Origin of the sequence: Bosea sp. Tri-49 (assembly GCF_003952665.1) — a bacterium.
Lineage (GTDB): Bacteria > Pseudomonadota > Alphaproteobacteria > Rhizobiales > Beijerinckiaceae > Allobosea.
The window spans coordinates 2,292,495-2,309,924 of record NZ_CP017946.1 but is presented as its reverse complement, the minus strand read 5'-3'; the positions used below and the strand labels follow the sequence as shown (position 1 = coordinate 2,309,924).

The 17,430-nt window shown below is 66.4% G+C and carries 16 protein-coding genes; 7 read left to right on the top strand and 9 right to left on the bottom strand.

All coding sequences use genetic code 11. From position 1 onward, the window contains the following. Positions 1–11 precede the first annotated feature (11 nt). The 4 genes from BLM15_RS11435 to BLM15_RS11420 form a co-directional block, all read right to left on the bottom strand. Complete coding sequence (locus BLM15_RS11435) at positions 12–1,436, bottom strand: APC family permease (RefSeq protein ID WP_126112865.1); 1,425 nt, start codon at positions 1,434–1,436, stop codon at positions 12–14. Between the two features lie 114 nt (positions 1,437–1,550). Then, the gene (locus BLM15_RS11430) at positions 1,551–3,050 is read right to left on the bottom strand and encodes a tripartite tricarboxylate transporter permease (RefSeq protein ID WP_126112864.1); all 1,500 of its coding nucleotides are present in this window, start codon (positions 3,048–3,050) and stop codon (positions 1,551–1,553) included. A 12-nt stretch (positions 3,051–3,062) separates the two neighbouring features. Further along, positions 3,063–3,527, bottom strand: coding sequence for a tripartite tricarboxylate transporter TctB family protein (locus BLM15_RS11425; RefSeq protein WP_126112863.1), 465 nt, complete (start codon positions 3,525–3,527; stop codon positions 3,063–3,065). Between the two features lie 82 nt (positions 3,528–3,609). Then, entirely contained in the window at positions 3,610–4,572 is a 963-nt protein-coding gene (locus BLM15_RS11420; protein WP_126112862.1) for a Bug family tripartite tricarboxylate transporter substrate binding protein, read from the bottom strand. Between the two features lie 403 nt (positions 4,573–4,975). Here BLM15_RS11420 and BLM15_RS11415 point away from each other — a divergent pair, with 403 nt between their 5' ends. Continuing rightward, complete coding sequence (locus BLM15_RS11415; protein ID WP_236846727.1) at positions 4,976–6,145, top strand: O-antigen ligase family protein; 1,170 nt, start codon at positions 4,976–4,978, stop codon at positions 6,143–6,145. Further along, a complete protein-coding gene (gene gor, locus BLM15_RS11410) occupies positions 6,138–7,511 on the top strand; it encodes a glutathione-disulfide reductase (RefSeq protein WP_126112860.1) in 1,374 nt (457 codons plus the stop codon). Before BLM15_RS11415 ends, gor begins: the two co-directional genes overlap by 8 nt. A 6-nt stretch (positions 7,512–7,517) precedes the next feature. On the opposite strand, the gene BLM15_RS11405 is transcribed toward gor, so the two are convergent. Further along, positions 7,518–7,733: a hypothetical protein gene (locus BLM15_RS11405; protein WP_126112859.1), complete on the bottom strand. Its 216-nt coding sequence runs from the start codon at positions 7,731–7,733 to the stop codon at positions 7,518–7,520. Positions 7,734–7,831: 98 nt separating this feature from the next. Here BLM15_RS11405 and BLM15_RS11400 point away from each other — a divergent pair, with 98 nt between their 5' ends. Then, positions 7,832–8,803, top strand: a complete 972-nt coding sequence (locus BLM15_RS11400) for a LysR family transcriptional regulator (RefSeq protein WP_126112858.1) — start codon at positions 7,832–7,834, stop codon at positions 8,801–8,803. On the opposite strand, the gene BLM15_RS11395 is transcribed toward BLM15_RS11400, so the two are convergent. Together BLM15_RS11395 and BLM15_RS11390 are read right to left on the bottom strand one after the other, a co-directional pair. Beyond that, positions 8,727–9,764: an alpha/beta hydrolase gene (locus BLM15_RS11395; protein WP_126112857.1), complete on the bottom strand. Its 1,038-nt coding sequence runs from the start codon at positions 9,762–9,764 to the stop codon at positions 8,727–8,729. The genes BLM15_RS11400 and BLM15_RS11395 overlap by 77 nt on opposite strands. Positions 9,765–9,911: 147 nt before the next feature. Next, complete coding sequence (locus BLM15_RS11390) at positions 9,912–10,301, bottom strand: RidA family protein (RefSeq protein WP_126112856.1); 390 nt, start codon at positions 10,299–10,301, stop codon at positions 9,912–9,914. Between the two features lie 245 nt (positions 10,302–10,546). Between BLM15_RS11390 and BLM15_RS11385 the strand changes: the two genes are divergently transcribed. After that, positions 10,547–11,932: a class II 3-deoxy-7-phosphoheptulonate synthase gene (locus tag BLM15_RS11385; RefSeq protein WP_126112855.1), complete on the top strand. Its 1,386-nt coding sequence runs from the start codon at positions 10,547–10,549 to the stop codon at positions 11,930–11,932. Positions 11,933–12,005: 73 nt separating this feature from the next. Here BLM15_RS11385 and BLM15_RS11380 read toward each other — a convergent pair whose 3' ends face one another. Then, positions 12,006–12,893, bottom strand: coding sequence for an outer membrane protein (locus BLM15_RS11380; RefSeq protein WP_126112854.1), 888 nt, complete (start codon positions 12,891–12,893; stop codon positions 12,006–12,008). A 166-nt stretch (positions 12,894–13,059) separates the two neighbouring features. On the opposite strand from BLM15_RS11380, the gene BLM15_RS11375 reads away from it, so the two are divergent. Both BLM15_RS11375 and BLM15_RS11370 read left to right on the top strand, forming a co-directional pair. Then, positions 13,060–13,353, top strand: coding sequence for a Dabb family protein (locus BLM15_RS11375; RefSeq protein ID WP_126112853.1), 294 nt, complete (start codon positions 13,060–13,062; stop codon positions 13,351–13,353). 78 nt (positions 13,354–13,431) lie between these two features. Further along, complete coding sequence (locus BLM15_RS11370) at positions 13,432–15,171, top strand: NAD+ synthase (protein WP_126112852.1); 1,740 nt, start codon at positions 13,432–13,434, stop codon at positions 15,169–15,171. Here BLM15_RS11370 and BLM15_RS11365 read toward each other — a convergent pair. Beyond that, positions 15,168–15,947, bottom strand: coding sequence for a hypothetical protein (locus BLM15_RS11365; protein ID WP_126112851.1), 780 nt, complete (start codon positions 15,945–15,947; stop codon positions 15,168–15,170). The genes BLM15_RS11370 and BLM15_RS11365 overlap by 4 nt on opposite strands. Before the next feature lie 138 nt (positions 15,948–16,085). Between BLM15_RS11365 and gltX the strand changes: the two genes are divergently transcribed. Continuing rightward, a complete protein-coding gene (gltX, locus tag BLM15_RS11360) occupies positions 16,086–17,426 on the top strand; it encodes a glutamate--tRNA ligase (protein ID WP_126112850.1) in 1,341 nt (446 codons plus the stop codon). Positions 17,427–17,430 lie beyond the last annotated feature (4 nt).

Sequence of the window (17,430 nt, the reverse complement as noted above, 5' to 3'; positions counted from 1 at the left end):
TTTCTTGGCGTTCAGTTCACCGGCCCGCCTCTGCCGAGGTCTTCCACCGTCGGGTCGCTCGGCCGCACGCCAGCGGCGCGGTTGACCATCACGGTGACGAACCAGAGCACGATGCCGATGCCGATCAGGATGCCGGCGATCTTGTACTGGACCGGGTCGCGCCCGGTCCAGGGACCGGCAAAAAAGGCGCAGGAGATCGCCCCGGCGATCGGCAGGATCGTCGGCGTGCGGAAGTGCTCGTGCTCGACCGTGTCCTTGCGCAGCATCAGCACGGCGATGTTGACGACCGTGAAGACGCAGAGCAGCAGCAGCGCGGTCGTGCCGCCCAGCGCCGGCACCTCACCGACGAAGGTGATCAGCGCGAAGGCGAGCAGCGTGGTGAAGCCGATCGCGACGTAAGGGCTGCGGCGCGTCGGATGGACCTTGCCGAGCGCCGGCGGCAGCACGTGCTCGCGGCTCATGCCGTAGACCAGCCGGCTCGCCATCAGCATGTTGATCAGGGCGCTGTTGGCGACCGCGAACATGGTGATGAAGCCGAAGATCCAGATCGGGAAGTTGGGCGCACCGGCCGCGACCACCTTGAGCAGCGGCGTCTCGCCTTCGCCGAGCTGTTCGGGCGAGACCAGTGTGATGGCTGAGATCGACACCAGCACGTAGATCGTGCCGGTGATGACAAGGCCGGCGAGCAGGATCTTCGGGAAGGTTCGTGTCGGGTCCTTGGTTTCCTCGGCCATGTTGACCGAGTCCTCAAAGCCGACCATGGCGAAGAAGGCGAGGGTCGTCGCCGCGATCACAGGCCAGAACAGGCCGCCATCGCCCGCCGGCTTGAACTGCGTGATGCGCGAGACGTCGCCCTGGCCGGCGGCGATCGCCCACAGGCCGACGAAGATCACAATCAGTAGGCCGGTCAGCTCGACGCAGGTGAGGACGACATTGGCCTTCACGCTCTCGCCGACACCGCGGAAATTGATCGCGGCGACCAGCGCCATGAAGGCGAGGCCAACGATGGTGATGCCGATTCCGCCAGCGAGGTTCAGCCCGAAAGCGTGCGACATGTTGGCGGCGAAAGCACGCGAGGCGGTCGAGGCCGATGTGATGCCCGAGCACATCACGGCGAAGGCGACGATGAAGGTGATGAAGTGGATGCCGAAGGCCTTGTGCGTATAGAGCGCGGCGCCAGCGGCGCGCGGATACTTCGTCACCAGTTCGAGATAGCTGAACGCCGTGATCATCGCGACGACGAAGGCGACCAGGAAGGGCAGCCAGACGACGCCGCCGACCTGTTTCGCCACCTGGCCGGTGAGCGCGTAGATGCCGGTGCCGAGAATGTCGCCGACGATGAAGAGCAGCAGCAGCCATGGCCCCATCACGCGATGGAGGCTGGGTTCGGCGCCTTCGGTTTGTACGGCGGACGGGGGTAGCGTCGTGTCGCTCATGGTTCTTCCTCGCTCGACGGGCCGCAGGGCCGGTGAAGAGGAGAACACAGTCACGCCATATTTGTTCAAGCGCAACCGGGGCGTGCTGCCCCGGTTGTGCGTCGCGCGGTCAATCTAGTCTTCCGCCGCCTTGAACTTGTTCAGCCCGCTCATCACGAAGGGTGCGACCAGTGCGATGAAGGCGATGCCGAGCAGCGTTGCCGAGATCGGGTTCTCGAGCAGGATCATCGGATCGCCGAGACTGATCTGCAGCGCGCGGCGCAATTGCGCCTCCGCCATCGGCCCGAGGATCAGTCCGACCACCATCGGCGCGACCGGATAATCGTAGCGCCGCATCAGATAGCCGAGATAGCCGAAGCCGAAGAGCATGCCGAGCTCGACCGGCGAGGGGTTGACCGCGAGCGTGCCCATGGTCGCGAAGACCAGGATGCCGGCATAGAGCCAGGGCTGCGGGATCGCCAGCAGCCGGACCCAGAGCCCGATCAGCGGCAGGTTCAGGATCACCAGCATGACGTTGGCGACGAAGAGCGAGGCGATCAGGCCCCAGACCAGGTCGGGCTTCTCGGCGAAGAGCAGCGGGCCGGGGTTGAGGCCGTATTGCTGGAAGCCGGCGAGCATGATCGCAGCCGTTGCGGAGGTTGGCAGGCCGAGCGTCAGCAGCGGCACCAGCGTGCCGGCGGCGGAGGCGTTGTTGGCCGCCTCCGGTCCGGCGACGCCCTCGATCGCGCCCTTGCCGAATTCCTCCGGATATTTGCAGAGCTTCTTCTCGGTCGAATAGCTGAGGAAGGTCGGAACCTCGGCGCCGCCTGCTGGCAGCGCGCCGATCGGGAAGCCGAAGGCGGTGCCGCGCAGCCAGGGTGCCCAGGAGCGCTTCCAGTCCTGCTTGCTCATCCAGAGCGAGCCCTTGATCGGGATGATCTCTTCCGGCTCGCGCCAGCGCTTCGAGGCGACGTAGAGCGCTTCGCCCACGGCGAACAGGCCGACTGCCAGCGTCGTCACCTCGACGCCGTTGAGCAGTTCCGGCACGCCGAAGGTCAGACGCGCCTGGCCGGTCAGCTTGTCGATGCCGATGAGCCCGAGCAGCATGCCGAGGAACAGGCTGGTCAGGCCGCGCAGGGGGGAATCGCCGAAGGTCGCGGACACCGTGACGAAGGCGACGATCATCAGGGCGAAATAGTCCCAGGGTCCGAACTTGACCGCGAGCTCGACCAGCCAGGGCGCCAGGAAGGCGAGGCCGATCGTGGCGATCAGGCCGGCGACGAACGAACCGATCGCCGCCGTCGCCAGGGCCGGGCCGCCGCGGCCGGCCTTGGCCATCTTCGAGCCTTCGAGCGCGGTCGCGAGCGAGGCACTCTCGCCGGGAGCGTTGAGCAGAATCGCGGTGGTCGAGCCGCCATACATGCCGCCATAGTAGATGCCGGCGAACATGATCAGCGAGCCGGCCGGATCGAGCTTGAAGGTGACCGGCAGCAGCAGTGCCACGGTGAGCGCCGGGCCGATGCCGGGCAGCACGCCGACGGCGGTGCCGAGGAAGACGCCGATCAGGCAGAACAGCAGCTTGGAGGGCTCGAGGGCGACGGAGAAGCCGTTGGCGAGCGAGAGCAGGGTTTCCATGTGTGTGCTCCTTCAGCTCAGCAGCGCTTCGAGCGGCCCGGCCGGCAATGACAGGGTCAGGAGCTTGAGGAAGACCACATAGATGATGGTGCCGAGCACCGCCCCGATGACGATGTCGACAACAAGCGCATCGCGTCCGAAGCCGCGCGCCGTGCAGGCGAAGATGATCGCGGTGGCGATGATGAAGCCGCCGCCGAGCGCGATGCAGGCGACGAGCCCGACCAAGCCGCCGATGATCCAGAGCAGAGCTTTGCGGTCGGCCTCTTCCGGCTTCGGCAACCCGTCCTTGAAGGCAACGATGAAGTGCGCCAGCCCGAGTACGGTGAGGCCGATGCAGACGACATAGGGCATCGCCGTTGGCCCGACCCCATAGTTCGAGGTGATCGTCTGGCGCGAGGCGTCGAAGGCGACGATCGCCGCTGCCGCCAGGAGAAGGAGCCCGACGACGAGGGCGGGGCGGTCGAAGGAGCGGGACATGGGCGCGGCCGTCTGGCTGGAGCAAAGGTGAAAAAGGGCGGACGGCCTTGCGGCAGCCCGCCCTCGTCGACGTCTCAGGGCCTCACTTCACCAGGCCGACATCCTTCATCACCTTCTCGACGCGGACTGTCTCGGTCTTCAGGAAGCTGTCGAACTCGGCTGCGCCGAGATAGGCGTCATCCCAGCCGCGGGCCTTGAGGATCTCGGTCCATTCCTTCGACTTGACCAGCTTTTCGACCGCGCCGGAGAGATCCTTCTTCTGCGCGTCGCTGAGGCCGGGGGGAGCAACGACCGAGCGCCAGTTCAGGAGCTCGAGGTTGACGCCACCTTCCTTCAGGGTCGGGGCATCCGGAGCGTTCTCCAGGCGCTTGCTGGCGCTGACGCCGATCACGCGCAGCTTGCCGGCCTTGATCTGGCCTTCGAACTCGCCATAGCCCGAGATGCCAGCGGTCACGCGGCCGCCCAGCATGGCGGCAAGCGCTTCGCCGCCGCCCGAGAACGGGATGTAGTTGATCTTCTTCGCGTCGCCGCCGGCGGCTTCCGCGAAGAGGGCGGCGAGGATGTGGTCGGCGCCGCCGGCCGAGCCGCCGGCCCAGGTCACCTTGGCCGGATCGGCCTTGACGCGGTCGGCAAGGTCCTTGGCGTTCTTGACCGGCGAATCCGTCGGCACGACGATGACCAGCGCCTCGGCCGTGAGCCGTGCGATCGGTGTGGTCTGCGTCAGGTTCACCGGCGATTTGTTGAGCAGGATCGCGCCGACCATCACGAAGCCGTTGACCATCAGCTGGTGGCCGTCGCCCTTGGCGCCGATCAGCTGGGCGAGGCCGATGGTGCCGCCGGCGCCGGTGACGTTGGTGACCTGGACGCTCTTGGCGATGCCGGCGGCCGTCAGCGCCTGCTGCATCGAGCGCGCCGTGCCGTCCCAGCCGCCGCCCGGGGCTGCCGGAGCCATGATCTTCAGTTCCATCTGGGCGAAGGCGGCCGTGGTGAGGCCTGCGAGCGCGACGGCGGCTACGGCCCCGCGCTTGATGAAGGACGTCAGCATAGTTACCTCCCTGATGGCACGCTGCGGGCGCACCGATTGTTGACGCTCGCCTGTGGCACCGCATCGGACCGCGGATCAATTGCGCCTGATTGCATAATCACAAGTCAAGATGTTTCGCCTGAGAGGCCTGCGAGCGCACGAAAATTCGACAAGTAACCGCGGCCGGCGTCGCCAAAGGTCGTAAGCCTCTACCGCGCATTCCGTTCGGCCGGCTCCAGCCTCCCCGCAAAAGCGGTGCTCACATCTGCGGAACATGCTCTAGGCGCGGCATGCCCCATCGCGTAAGCCCCAGCACATGAGTCAGACCTCTCCGTCAGCCCATTCGGATGCGTCACCGTCGCGTGCAGGCGAGCCGGCGGCAAGCCGAGGCCTTCGCGTCGCCGGCGGGGTCTGCCTCGTGCTGATGCCGCTTGCGATGTGGCTGGCGAACCGCTCCGCGCCGCTGATGCTCGGCCTCGCCGCCGCGGCTTTCCTTGGTGCGGCGCTGTTGTCGGAGCCGGCGGGTGCGAGCATCGCGCGCCTGCGTCGGCTGCTCACAGCGCAGGTGGCGCTTGCAATCGCCGCCTTCCTCGCCTGGGCCTTGATCTCGATCGGCTGGAGCCACAAGCTTTCTGGGTCCCTGCAGGCCTGGGGAGAACTGGTCCTGCCGATTGGGTTCGCGCTAGCGATCGCGGCGTCCGGGCAATGGCGGCCGACGCTGCCCCTTTTGCGCGCGCTTGCCTTGGCCATCATCGCCGCCGCTGTACTCGTAATGATCGAACTCGCCTCCGGTCTGTCCCAGCGCGCCGCGCTCGGCACCGGCAAGATGATGAGTTTCGTCTTCAACCGCCCGGCGATCGTCCTCCTCTTGCTCGCCGTACCGACTGCCCACGCGCTCTGGTCGCGGTCGGCGGGGTGGCTCGACCGCGTCCTGGCCGCCTTGCTGGCGGCTGCCGTCGTCGTCTTTGTCTTCCGCTCGGAAAGCGAGGCCGCCAAGCTCGGCGCGCTCGTGTTGATCCTCTGCTGGGCCTTCGCCGCCATCGTGCCGCGTGTCGCGCTCGCGGCGACCGCGCTCGCCTTCGTCCTGACCATGGCGATCGCCCCGTGGCTCGGTCCAATCGCCGAAAAGCTGGTGCCGTCCTTCGTGCTCAATCGGCTTGATGTCATGAGCGCCCAGGCGCGTATCGACATCTGGGACAGTTTCGGCGAGGTGGCGCGAGCCCGGCCGATCGCCGGCGCCGGCTTCGGCACTTCGGCGACCATGCATGAACACAAGGTGGCGGCGGAGGTTTCGGCTGAGCATAGGGTGTTGCTGGGGGTGGGCCATCCGCACGACATGCCCCTGCAGGCCTGGGCGGAGACCGGTGTCATCGGCGCTGGCCTGCTGACGCTCGCCGGCCTTTTGCTGCTTGCTCGGCTGCGGCAGTTGCCAGCCGTGGAGCTGGCGCCGCGCCTCGCCATCTTCACCGCGGCGTTCTCGATCGCAACCGTCGGACACGGGGCCTGGCAAGGCTGGTGGATCGCCGGGCTCGGCGCCGCCACTCTCTGGTTCGCTATGGATGCCGCGCCGCGGCAGGGAGACGCTCATGGCTGAGTTCAACGTCGATCTCTTCGTCATCGGCGCGGGATCGGGCGGTACGCGCGCCGCCCGCATCGCCGCCGGCCATGGTGCCCGCGTGATGATCGCCGAGGAGGACCGCATCGGCGGCACCTGCGTCATCCGCGGTTGCGTGCCGAAGAAGCTCTTCGTCTATGCCAGCCGCTTCGCCGACGAGTTCGAGGATGCCGCTGGCTTTGGTTGGAACATCGGCAAGCCGGAATTCGACTGGCCGACGCTGCGCGATGCCGTCGCCAATGAGGTGACGCGGCTCTCCGGCCTCTATCGCAAGGGGCTCGACGCCGCGATGGTCGAGATTCGCGAGGAGCGCGCCGTCGTCGAAGGGCCGCATGCGGTCCGGCTCCAGAAGAGCGGCAAGGTGGTCAGCGCCCGCCATATCCTTGTCGCCACCGGCGGTCATCCGGCCTTCGAGCCGCCGATCCCCGGCGGCGAGCTCGGCATCTCCTCGAACGAGGTCTTCCATCTGCCGAGCCTGCCCAAGCGCATGCTCGTCGTCGGCGGCGGCTACATCGCCCTCGAATTCGCCAGCGTCTTCGCGCGGCTCGGCGTCGCGGTCACGCTGCTGCATCGCGGCGACAATGTCCTGCGCGGCTTCGACGAGGATCTGCGCTCGCGCCTGCGCGATGCGCTCGGCCATGCCGGCATCACGCTGCGTCTTGGCTGCACGGTCAATCGCATCGAGTTGCTGCCGGACGGCTCGCGCCGCGCTCATTGCGCCCATGGCGCGCCGATCGATGCGGATGTCGTCCTCGTCGCGACAGGGCGCCGTCCGAACACGGCCGGGCTCGGCCTCGAGGCGGCCGGTGTCAAGCTCGGCCCGACCGGCCAAGTCCTGGTCGATGCCGCCTCGCTCTCCAATGTCCAATCGATCGCTGCTGTCGGAGACGTCACCGACCGCGTCAACCTGACTCCTGTCGCGATCCGCGAGGGCCACGCCTTCGCCGACTCGACCTTCGGCGGCAAGCCATGGACGGTCGACCATGCGCTCGTCGCGTCGGCCGTATTTACCACGCCGGAGCTCGGCAGTGTCGGTCTCACCGAGCAGCAGGCGCTGGCGACGGGCCGTCAGCTGCGCATCTTCGAGACCGGCTTCCGGGCAATGAAGGCGACGATCTCGGGCCGCGACGAGCGCATCTACATGAAGCTCGTCGTCGATGCCGAGACCGACCGGGTCGTTGGCGTCCACATCCTCGGCCATGACGCCGGCGAGATCGTCCAGTCGGTCGCGATCGCCGTCACCATGGGTGCGACCAAGGCCGATTTCGATCGGACCGTCGCGCTGCATCCGAGCGCGGCCGAGGAACTCGTCACTATGCGCACGCCGCGCAAGAGTGCGCTCTGAACAGTATCAGCCGCCGCGGTCTGCGCGGCTGCTGTCATAAATCAGGCTTGCATCATTGAGGCCGAGATCGCGCGCCATGTGAGGGCTCAGGCCCTCCTGGTCGAGGCGATCGTCGAGCGCGACCAGACGACTGCGCCGGAATTGCCGAATGCGGGCCAAGGTGGCACGCAGCGCAGGCATAAGGCTGACATATCCAATATTCCTGCTAACTTCGGCCGACATGAGGCGGCTCCCGCGGCGGGTTTCGATTGCGCTCAGGGATGCCGCCGATCGGTCTCGAGGACAAACCGGATTTCACGCCCGATACATAAGGTCTACTGATGAATGACCTGGCGACAGGCCTGCCGCCGCTGAGCGCGGTCCGCGCCTTCGAGGCGGCGGCGCGCCATGGCAGCTTCACTCGTGCCGCGGTCGAGCTCGGCATGACGCAGGCGGCGGTGAGCTATCAGATCAAGCTGCTGGAGGAGCGCCTCGGCCTCCCACTATTCCAGCGCCAGGCGCGCCGGGTCGTCCTGACCGAGGCGGGCGACCGCCTGGCGTCGTCGGTAATGGATTCCTTCGATGGATTGCGCGCGGCTTTCGCCGCGGTGACGCAGACGGCCGAGGGCGTGCTCTCGATCCAGGCGCTGCCGACCATTGCCTCGAACTGGCTGGTGCCGCGCCTCGGCCTGTTTCAGTGCGAGAATCCTGGGCTGGCGGTGAGGATGGTCACGCAGGTCGGCCCGCACGATCCGCAGCGCGACGATTGCGACGTTGCCATCCACCGTGGCGGCGGTCAGTGGCCAGGGTTGGAGGCGCACTGGCTGATGAAGAGCGAGTTCACCCCGCTTTGTGGGCCGAACCTGTTTCGCGATCTTGGCCGGCCGCCGCAGCCTTCCGACCTGCTGGGTGTGAACCGCATCGGAAAGACCGAGGCCTGGGATCGCTGGTTCGCAGCCGCTGGCGTCAATTCCGAGGCGACGTCGGTAGAGCCGCGCTTTGACCTCGCCGTGCAGCAGCTCGAAGTGACGGCCGCGCTCGCCAGCAATGGCGCGGCCATGTGCTCGCCGATCTTCTTCCGGCGCGAGCTTTGCGAAGGGCTGCTGATCCAGCCCTTCGACCTTATGCTCGCTGGCGGCCACGACTATTGGCTGACCTACCCGGTGCGGCGCCGGACGGCACGCAAGATCAGCCTGTTCCGCGACTGGCTGCTGGAGCAGGCGCGCGAACTCCCGGCTATTTCGTCAGGCCCTTCTTCGCCAGCCAGTCCTGAATCAGCTGCGCGACGGAAAGATTATTCTTGTCCAGCATGAGCATGTGCGAATTGCCCTTGATGCCGACGGTGGGCAGGTTGACGACCTCGACCGAGCCGCCGGCGGCGCTGATCTTGTCGCCGAAATCGGTCGCGGTCTTGCGGATCGTCGGCCAGCGCGCGTCCTGCTCGATATAGTCGCCGAACACCATCAGGACGGGGATGTCCTTCAGCGCCGCTGCCTTGGCCGGGTCGCCGATGCCGGCCGGCTCGACCGCGATCAGCGCCTTGACCTTGTCGGGCCGAGCCTGCGCCACCTTGAAGCCGAACTGGCCGGACTGGCTGTGGAAGGCGATCACGCAGGGGCAGACCTTGTCGACCTCGGCGATATAGGCGTCGATGATCATCTGGTCGGTGGAGGTCCAGCGCGGCACGATCTGCTTGACGAAGTTGTCGTAGCCTTCGGCCGGGAACTGGCTGCCTGGCAGGTATTTGCGCTTGGCCGCATCGCCGTCATAGCCGCCGCTCGCACCGATGCGGAAGCGCTCGAACGGATTCGCCGTGGTCAGGAACACCGGCTCGCCAGGGATCACGTCGGGATACATCGCCCAGCCCGAGCGCCCGCGCTCGACCGCGTCGGAGTTGTAGACCGACCAGCCCTTGCGCAGGAAGAATTCGAGCCAGCCCTGGCGCCCGTCAGGCGTCGTCTCGTAATTGACGCCGGTCATGCCGCCGCCATGCCAGAGCAGGAGCGGCACGCTGCCTTTCTCGTTCTGAGGCAGGAAGTACTGCACATACATCTGCCCGGTCTGGTAGGTGCCGTTCGGGTCGACGCGGGCCGGCGTGCCGCCCGGGGTGAACACGACGTCCTTGACCGGCCGGCCGGAGAGCTCGACCAGCTTGCCGCCGACATGGAAGGAGCCCATTCCCCGCAGCGAGATCGGCTCCTGCGCCTGCTGGGCCTGTGCCGATCCAAGGCTGCATGCCAGGCCGAAAGCGGCCGCCAGAATATGACGCTTCATGGTCCCTCCCGTCGCCGCAATGGGCGTTATTGATGCGCGGCCATCTTCAGCCGCGCCGCGCGGGCGAGACAATGGTCTTTGCGGGCAGGTGTGAAATGCAAATGCCGGAGCGATTGATGCAAGCAGTGCATCAAACTGCGCGCTGCCTCAATCCGCCTTGCCGAGATAGGCGGTCGCGTCGATCTCGACGAGGCAGTCGGGCGAGCCCAGCCCGTTGACGATGCAGGAGACGCGGTGCAGCGGCTCTTCCGCGAAATTCGCGAAATAGACCTCGTTCATCGGCTCCCAATAGGTCCGCTCGGTGACGTAGACCGTGCACTTGACGATATCCTTCAGGCCCGCCCCGGCTTCCTCGAGCAGGGCCCTGATGTTGTCGATGCATTGCTGGGTCTGCCGCCTTGCGTCGCCGATCGCGTATTTGCCCTGCAGATCGGCGCCGACGCAGCAGACGAACATGAAGTCGCCGGCGATCGTCGCCTGGGCGAAGGGCAGCCGGCTCTTGTAGACGCGGTCCGACGAAACGCTGCGCTTGGGCATGGGGCTGTCCTGTCTTGGGGGGGCGGTTGAATCAACGTCCGAACGCGTTGAATCGGTCGCTGAAGTGCCTGAATCCATGTTGCAGTGGGTGGTGCCAATCGCTTGATGGGATTCGCAATTTCGCGCTCTGGCATGCCGTCCTTGCCGTAACGGTGGCCAGCAGCCATTTGCGGGTGTATAGGCCCCCCTTCGCGCCAAGATGAGGTTAACGGCAGGCGCGACGTCTGAAATCAGGAGCAGTACCCATGTCCGAGCGGTGGACGCCCGATAGCTGGAGGGCAAAGCCCGTCCAGCAGATGCCGGAATATCCGGATCAGGCAGCCTTGAAGGCGGTTGAGCAGCAGCTCGCCGGCTTTCCGCCGCTGGTTTTTGCAGGCGAGGCGCGCAAGCTCAAACGGGCGTTGAGCAAGGTCGCTGCCGGTGAGGCCTTCCTCCTCCAGGGTGGCGATTGCGCTGAAAGCTTCGCCGAGCACTCGGCCGACAATATCCGCGACTTCTTCCGGCTGTTCCTGCAGATGGCGGTGGTGCTGACCTTTGCCGGTGGCTCGCCAGTGGTGAAGATCGGCCGTATCGCCGGCCAGTTCGCCAAGCCGCGTTCGACCCCGACCGAGACGATCGGCGGTGTCGAACTGCCGAGCTACAAGGGCGACATCATCAACGACAACGAGTTCACGGCCGAGTCCCGGATTCCGGACCCGCGCCGTCAGCTCGAGGCCTACAGGCAGTCGGCGGCGACGCTGAACCTGCTCCGTGCCTTCGCGACCGGCGGCTACGCCAATCTCGACCAGGCGCATCGCTGGATGCTCGGCTTCGTCAAGGATTCGCCGGCCTCGCATCGCTACCAGGAGGTGGCCGAGCGCATCACCGAGGCGCTCGACTTCATGCGCGCCATCGGCGTCGATCCCGAGACGCATCCCGAGATGCGGACCACGGATTTCTACACCAGCCACGAGGCGCTGCTACTCGGCTACGAGCAGGCGATGACGCGCACCGACTCGACCACCGGCGAATGGTACGACACCTCAGGCCATATGGTCTGGATCGGCGATCGCACCCGCCAGCTCGACCATGCCCATGTCGAGTTCTTCCGCGGCATCAAGAACCCGATCGGCCTGAAATGCGGCCCCTCGACCACGGTCGATGGCTTGCTCAAGCTGATCGATGTGCTCGATCCGCAGAACCAGGCCGGCCGCCTGACGCTGATCGGCCGCTTCGGCGCCGACAAGGTCTTCGACCACCTGCCGGCTCTGGTGCGCGCCACCAAGCGGGAAGGGCGCAACGTCGTCTGGTCATGCGATCCGATGCACGGCAACACCGTCAAGGCGGCGAGCGGCTACAAGACCCGGCCCTTCGATCTGATCCTGACCGAGGTGAAGAACTTCTTCGCCGTCCATCAGGCGGAAGGGACGCATGCCGGCGGCCTGCACCTCGAAATGACCGGCAAGAACGTCACCGAATGCACCGGCGGCGCTCGCGGCATGACCGACGCCGATCTCAACGACCGCTATCACACGGTCTGCGATCCGCGCCTCAATGCCGAGCAGGCACTGGAACTCGCCTTCCTCGTCGCCGAGCTGGTCAAGCGCGAGCGCGCCGGCCGGGCGCGGCCGGAGGCCGAAGCCGCGGAGTGATCTCGGCGATACAGCCAACGAAACAGGGCCGCAGCAACGCTGCGGCCCTGTTTCGTTTGGAGGATCGCGTTCTTCAGAACTTCAGCGCGGCGGCGACACGGCCGGTGTTGACCGTCGTCGTGGTGCCCTCGATCTCGGCGAAGCGGATGATCTGGTACTCGGCGCGCAGGAACAGGTTGTCGGTGAGGGCCCAGTCGACGCCAGCGCCGGCGCTGAGGCCGAAGGCGTAGGTGTTCTTCTTGCTGCCACCAACTACGGATGGATTGGCTGGTGTGTAACCGGTGGCGTAAGAAGCCTCGGTGGCGCCGCTGACCGGATTGGTGCGGGTGAAGAACCAGGTCGACTGGATCGTCGAGCTCGTATTGAAGCGGCCGATCGCGCCGCCGATCGTCGCATAGGGCATGATCCGGCCGTAGGCCCAGCCCATGCGCAGCCGTAGCGTCGCATAGTCATTCAGCTTGGCACTCTGATTAGAGGTCATCCGGATATCGTTGACAGCACCGTCCGAAGTGGAAGTGCGCCGTCCGATATAGTCGTTGACGCTGTAATTGTGCCCCGAGCGCGTGTAGTCGGCCTCGAAGCCGAGAACGACGTCGTCGAACAGGTAATTGTAGCCGACGATGCCGAAGAATTGCGCGCCGCTGTCGCGTTTTTCCGGCAGATTCCCGACCCAGGAACCCAAATCGTTCTCCGCGCCGAGCGCGGTATTGCGGAAGGCGTAGTTCGCGAGGGCAGCCATACCCTCGCCGGGCTTGAATTTCGTGTCGGAGACGCCGGCGCCGCCGCCGAGATAGAAGCCGGACCAGTCGAAGCGGCCACCGCCGAACATCGGCGGCGGCTCCACAGGCTGCTCGATCTGCGAACCCCTGAGATAGTCGGCGCCTTGCGCCGCCTGCGGCACCGCCAGCGTGCAGGCGATTGCGACGACCGGGGCGAGGGTGGCGATAGATCCAGCACGCATCGCGTGTCTCTCCGAACGGTGGCCAGCACGATGGTTGCACTGCCCGGAGATGATTCATGCCGGGTTAACCCTAATGTCGGGTTAATGGATTGCCGATCCGATCATCCTCGATCAGACATCCGCCCGCGGTCAGGACGCGCGATTCCCGGCTGCGAGGAGAGGGCGGATGATCCGGCACATCGTATTCTTCACGGCCAGGCGCGCCGATGATGTCGGCCTGGTCCAGCGCCTGCTCGGTCGCCTCGGCGAGATCCCGCACGCACTTGCCTTCGAGGTCGTGGCCAACGCCAGAATCGATCCGATCGGCAACGAGATCGACATCGTCGTCTATGGCGAGTTCGCCGATGAGGCCGCGCTCGCCGCCTGGAAGGCGCATCCGATCTATGACGAGACGACGCAGGCGGTGCGTCCCTTGCGCGAATTGCGCTACTCGGCCGATTTTCGCTCAGTGCTTGTCTGACCTGCCCTTGCGAAAACGCAGGGGCGGGCAGGGCGCCGGCCCGTTGCTGGCGCGCCGGCCGCAAGCTACATCCGGAGCATGACCACGACTTCTCTTCGCCTGGCGCTCGCCCAGCTCAACCCGATCGTCGGCGATGTCGCCGGCAATGCCGACAAGGTGCGCGCCGCCCGCCGCGAGGCGGCTGCCGGCGGGGCCGAACTCGTGATGTTCCCCGAGCTCTTCCTCTCGGCCTACCCGCCGGAGGATCTGGTGCTGAAGCCGGCCTTCCAGGACGCTTGCCGCAAGGCCTGCGAGGAGCTTGCCCGCGAGACCGCCGATGGTGGCCCGGCCGTGCTGCTCGGCCTGCCCTGGCTCGAGGATGGCAAGCTCTACAACGCCTATGTACTGCTCGACGGCGGCCTGATCCAGTCGGTGCGCTTCAAGGTTGACCTGCCGAACTACGGCGTCTTCGACGAGAAGAGGGTGTTCGAGCCCGGCCCGCTGCCCGGCCCGGTCGTCTTCCGCAACCATGTCCGCCTGGGCATTCCGATTTGCGAGGACATCTGGGGCGAGGAGGTCGTCGAGTGCATCGCCGAGACCGGCGGCGAAATCTTGCTGGTTCCCAACGGCTCGCCCTTCCGTCGTGGTGTGATCGAGGAGCGGCTCAACGTCGCCGTCGCCCGCGTCGTCGAGAGCGGCCTGCCGATGGTCTATCTCAACCAGCTCGGCGGCCAGGACGAGCTTGTCTTCGAGGGCGCCTCCTTCGTGCTCAATGCCGACCGCAGCTTCGCGCACCAGCTGCCGGCCTTCCGCGAGACGATCGCGATCACGCAATGGGAGCGTGGGCCCGACGGCTGGCGCTGCCTGCCCGGCGAGGTCGCCCCGGTCGAGAGTGGCGACGAGGCCGATTACGCCGCCTGCGTTCTGGGCCTGCGCGACTATGTTGAGAAGAACCGCTTCCCCGGCGTCGTGCTCGGCCTCTCCGGTGGCATCGATTCGGCTATCTGTGCCGCTATCGCGGTCGATGCGCTAGGCGCGGAACGCGTGCGCTGCGTGATGATGCCCTATCGCTTTACCTCGCAGGAGAGCCTCGACGACGCCAGGAAATGCGCCGACGCGCTCGGTGTACGCTACGAGATCGTACCGATCGCCGAGCCGGTCGAGGGCTTCGAGCAGGCACTGGCCGAGCTCTTTGCCGGCACCAATCGCGGCATCACCGAGGAGAACCTGCAGAGCCGTGTCCGCGGCACGCTCCTGATGTCGATCTCGAACAAGTTCGGGCCGATGGTGGTGACGACCGGCAACAAGTCGGAGATGTCCTGCGGCTACGCCACGCTCTATGGCGACATGAACGGCGGCTACAACCCGATCAAGGATCTCTACAAGACCGAGGTCTTCCGCCTCTCGGCCCTGCGCAACCGCTGGAAGCCGGCGGGCGCGCTCGGGCCGGATGGCGAGGTGATCCCCGAGAACATCATCATCAAGCCGCCTTCAGCCGAACTGCGCGAGAACCAGAAGGATCAGGATTCGCTGCCGCCCTATGAGGTGCTCGACGACATCCTCGCCTGCCTGATCGAGCACGAGATGCGCCTCGCCGACATCGTCGCGCGCGGCCACGATCTCGAGACGGTGCAGAAGGTCGAGCGCCTGCTCTATCTCGCCGAGTACAAGCGGCGGCAGGCGGCGCCGGGCGTCAAGGTCACCCGCAAGAACTTCGGCCGCGACCGGCGCTACCCGATCGTCAACCGCTTCCGCGATTCCGGCGAGCCGGCGCACCAGCTGGACCGGTCGCTGGTCAAGGGCGTCGGCAAGGCCGGTGGCGAGAGCTTCGACTTTTAGAGCCAGAACCCGCCGATCTGGTTCGCCGTTGGATTGGCGATGCAGGCGGTCATCCGGTCGAGCCAGATGCGTTGGTATTTGGCGTTGAGCCCGTGCTGGGTGTCGATGTCGTAGCGGCGCTGGATCAGCTTGACCCGCTTATTGATGTGCAGATTGACGAGGCTGGTGAGCTGCGTCACCAGCCCGCCGATAGTCGGGGCGCGGGCGATGGTGAGCTGGTGCGCCAGCGCCCGGCAGACGACGAAGCCGACATCGTAGTGAAACTGCTCATGCGCCAGCAGGCCCGCGTCCAAAGTCACGCCGATCCTGACCTGTGCGTTCGGCCAGACCTCGATGTCGTTGGGCACGCCGAAGGCATAGTCGGTCCCGACCATGCGGGCGCCCTTGTCGAAGATTTCGTACTCGAAGGCAGTGTAGGCGTCCTGGACCGTGCCGTCCGCCGGGTCCATCACCACCGGCACCTGCAGGAAGTCGCCGGCCTTGAGCTTGATCGGCAGGCGCGAGGCGCTGACCACGACGCCGGCCGGCGCGGGGTTGTTGGCCATGTGCAGGAAGGTCTTGCCGCCCGGGTCGACCCGGGAGTCGGGGCTCGGCATCTTCAGGAAGACCTGCTGGTAGCGCTTGATCCCGCCTCTGGTCAGCGGCCCGCAATCGCCGTCGACCTCGAGCAGGTCGATGCCGAGCGCGGCCGTATGCGGATTGATCATCGCCTGGACCAGGCGGGTATCTGGAGCCGTGTTCTTGCCGCCGAACCCGACCGAAGCCGTGATGCTCATCCTCGCCTCCCAGCGCAGATAGCGACCGTCCCGCCGCCTTCTAACCTTGCGTCAATCTGAGCGCTTGTCGATCTCCTTCCGCCAGGGCTGTGCGATGCCCTTGCCCTCGCGCCGTTCCCGCGCGACAAGCGGCCGGTCATGACCACACCCTTCGTCCGCACCGCCCCGTCGCCGACCGGCCATCTGCACATCGGCAATGCCCGCTCGCTGATGTTCAACTGGCTCTTCGCCAAGCGCCATGGCGGGCGCTTCCTGCTGCGTTATGACGACACCGACCAGGCGCGCTCGAAGCCGGAATTCGCCGATGCGATCGCCGAGGACCTTGGCTGGCTCGGCGTCGTGCCTGACGCCAGCATCAAGCAGTCGGAGCGGATCGCGCTCTACGACGCCGCGGCCGACAAGCTGCGCGCCGCTGGCCGCCTCTACCCCTGCTATGAGAGCGCCGACGAGCTCGATCGCAAGCGCAAGCGCCAGCTCGCCCGTGGCTTGCCGCCGGTCTATGATCGCGCCGGCCTGAAGCTGACTGTCGAGGAGCGCGGAAAGCTCGAAGCCGAAGGCCGCAAGCCGCATTGGCGCTTCCTGCTCGACTGGGAGGAGATCGGCTGGGACGATCTCGTCCGCGGCCCGTCGCATGTCGACTGCGCCTCGCTCTCCGATACGGTGCTGGTCCGCGAAGACGGCACCTATCCCTACACGTTGCCCTCGGTCGTCGATGACCTCGACATGGGCATCACCCATGTCATCCGCGGCGAGGACCACGTCACCAACACCGCCGTGCAGATCCAGATCATGCAGGCGCTCGGTGGCACACTGCCCACCTTCGGCCACCACAACCTGCTGACCACCGCGAGCGGCGAGGGCCTGTCGAAGCGCCTCGGCCATCTCTCGCTCCGGGGTCTGCGCGAATCCGGCATCGAGGCACTGGCGGTGGCGGCGCTGGCCGTGCTGACCGGCTCCTCCGATGCGGTTCGACCGGTCTCGACCCTCGACGAGCTCGCTGGCCTCGTCGATCTCGCCCATGTCTCGCGCGCTCCGGCCAAGTTCGACGAGCACGAACTGGAGACGCTCTCCGCCCGCACCTTGCACCAGCTGGATTTCGCGACGGTCGAGGAGCGGCTGAAGCAACTCGCTATTCCGGCGAGCGAGCCGTTTTGGCTTGCCATACGCGGCAATCTCGCCCGGCTCTCGGGCGCCAAAGATTGGTGGACAGTGGTCGAGGGGCCGCTCGAACCGCACGTCGCCGACAAGGCCTTCGCGGCTCAGGCGGCGGAGCTGTTGCCGTCGGAGCCTTTCGATCAGACGACCTGGAAGAGCTGGACGCAAGCCGTGGCGGCCGCGACGGGCGCCAAGGGCAAGGCGCTGTTCATGCCGCTGCGCCAGGCCCTGACCGGCCTCGACCACGGCCCGGAGCTGGCGGCGCTGCTGCCGCTGATAGGGCGGGAGAAGGCGCTGAAGCGGTTAGCTGGCGAGAAGGCTTGATCGC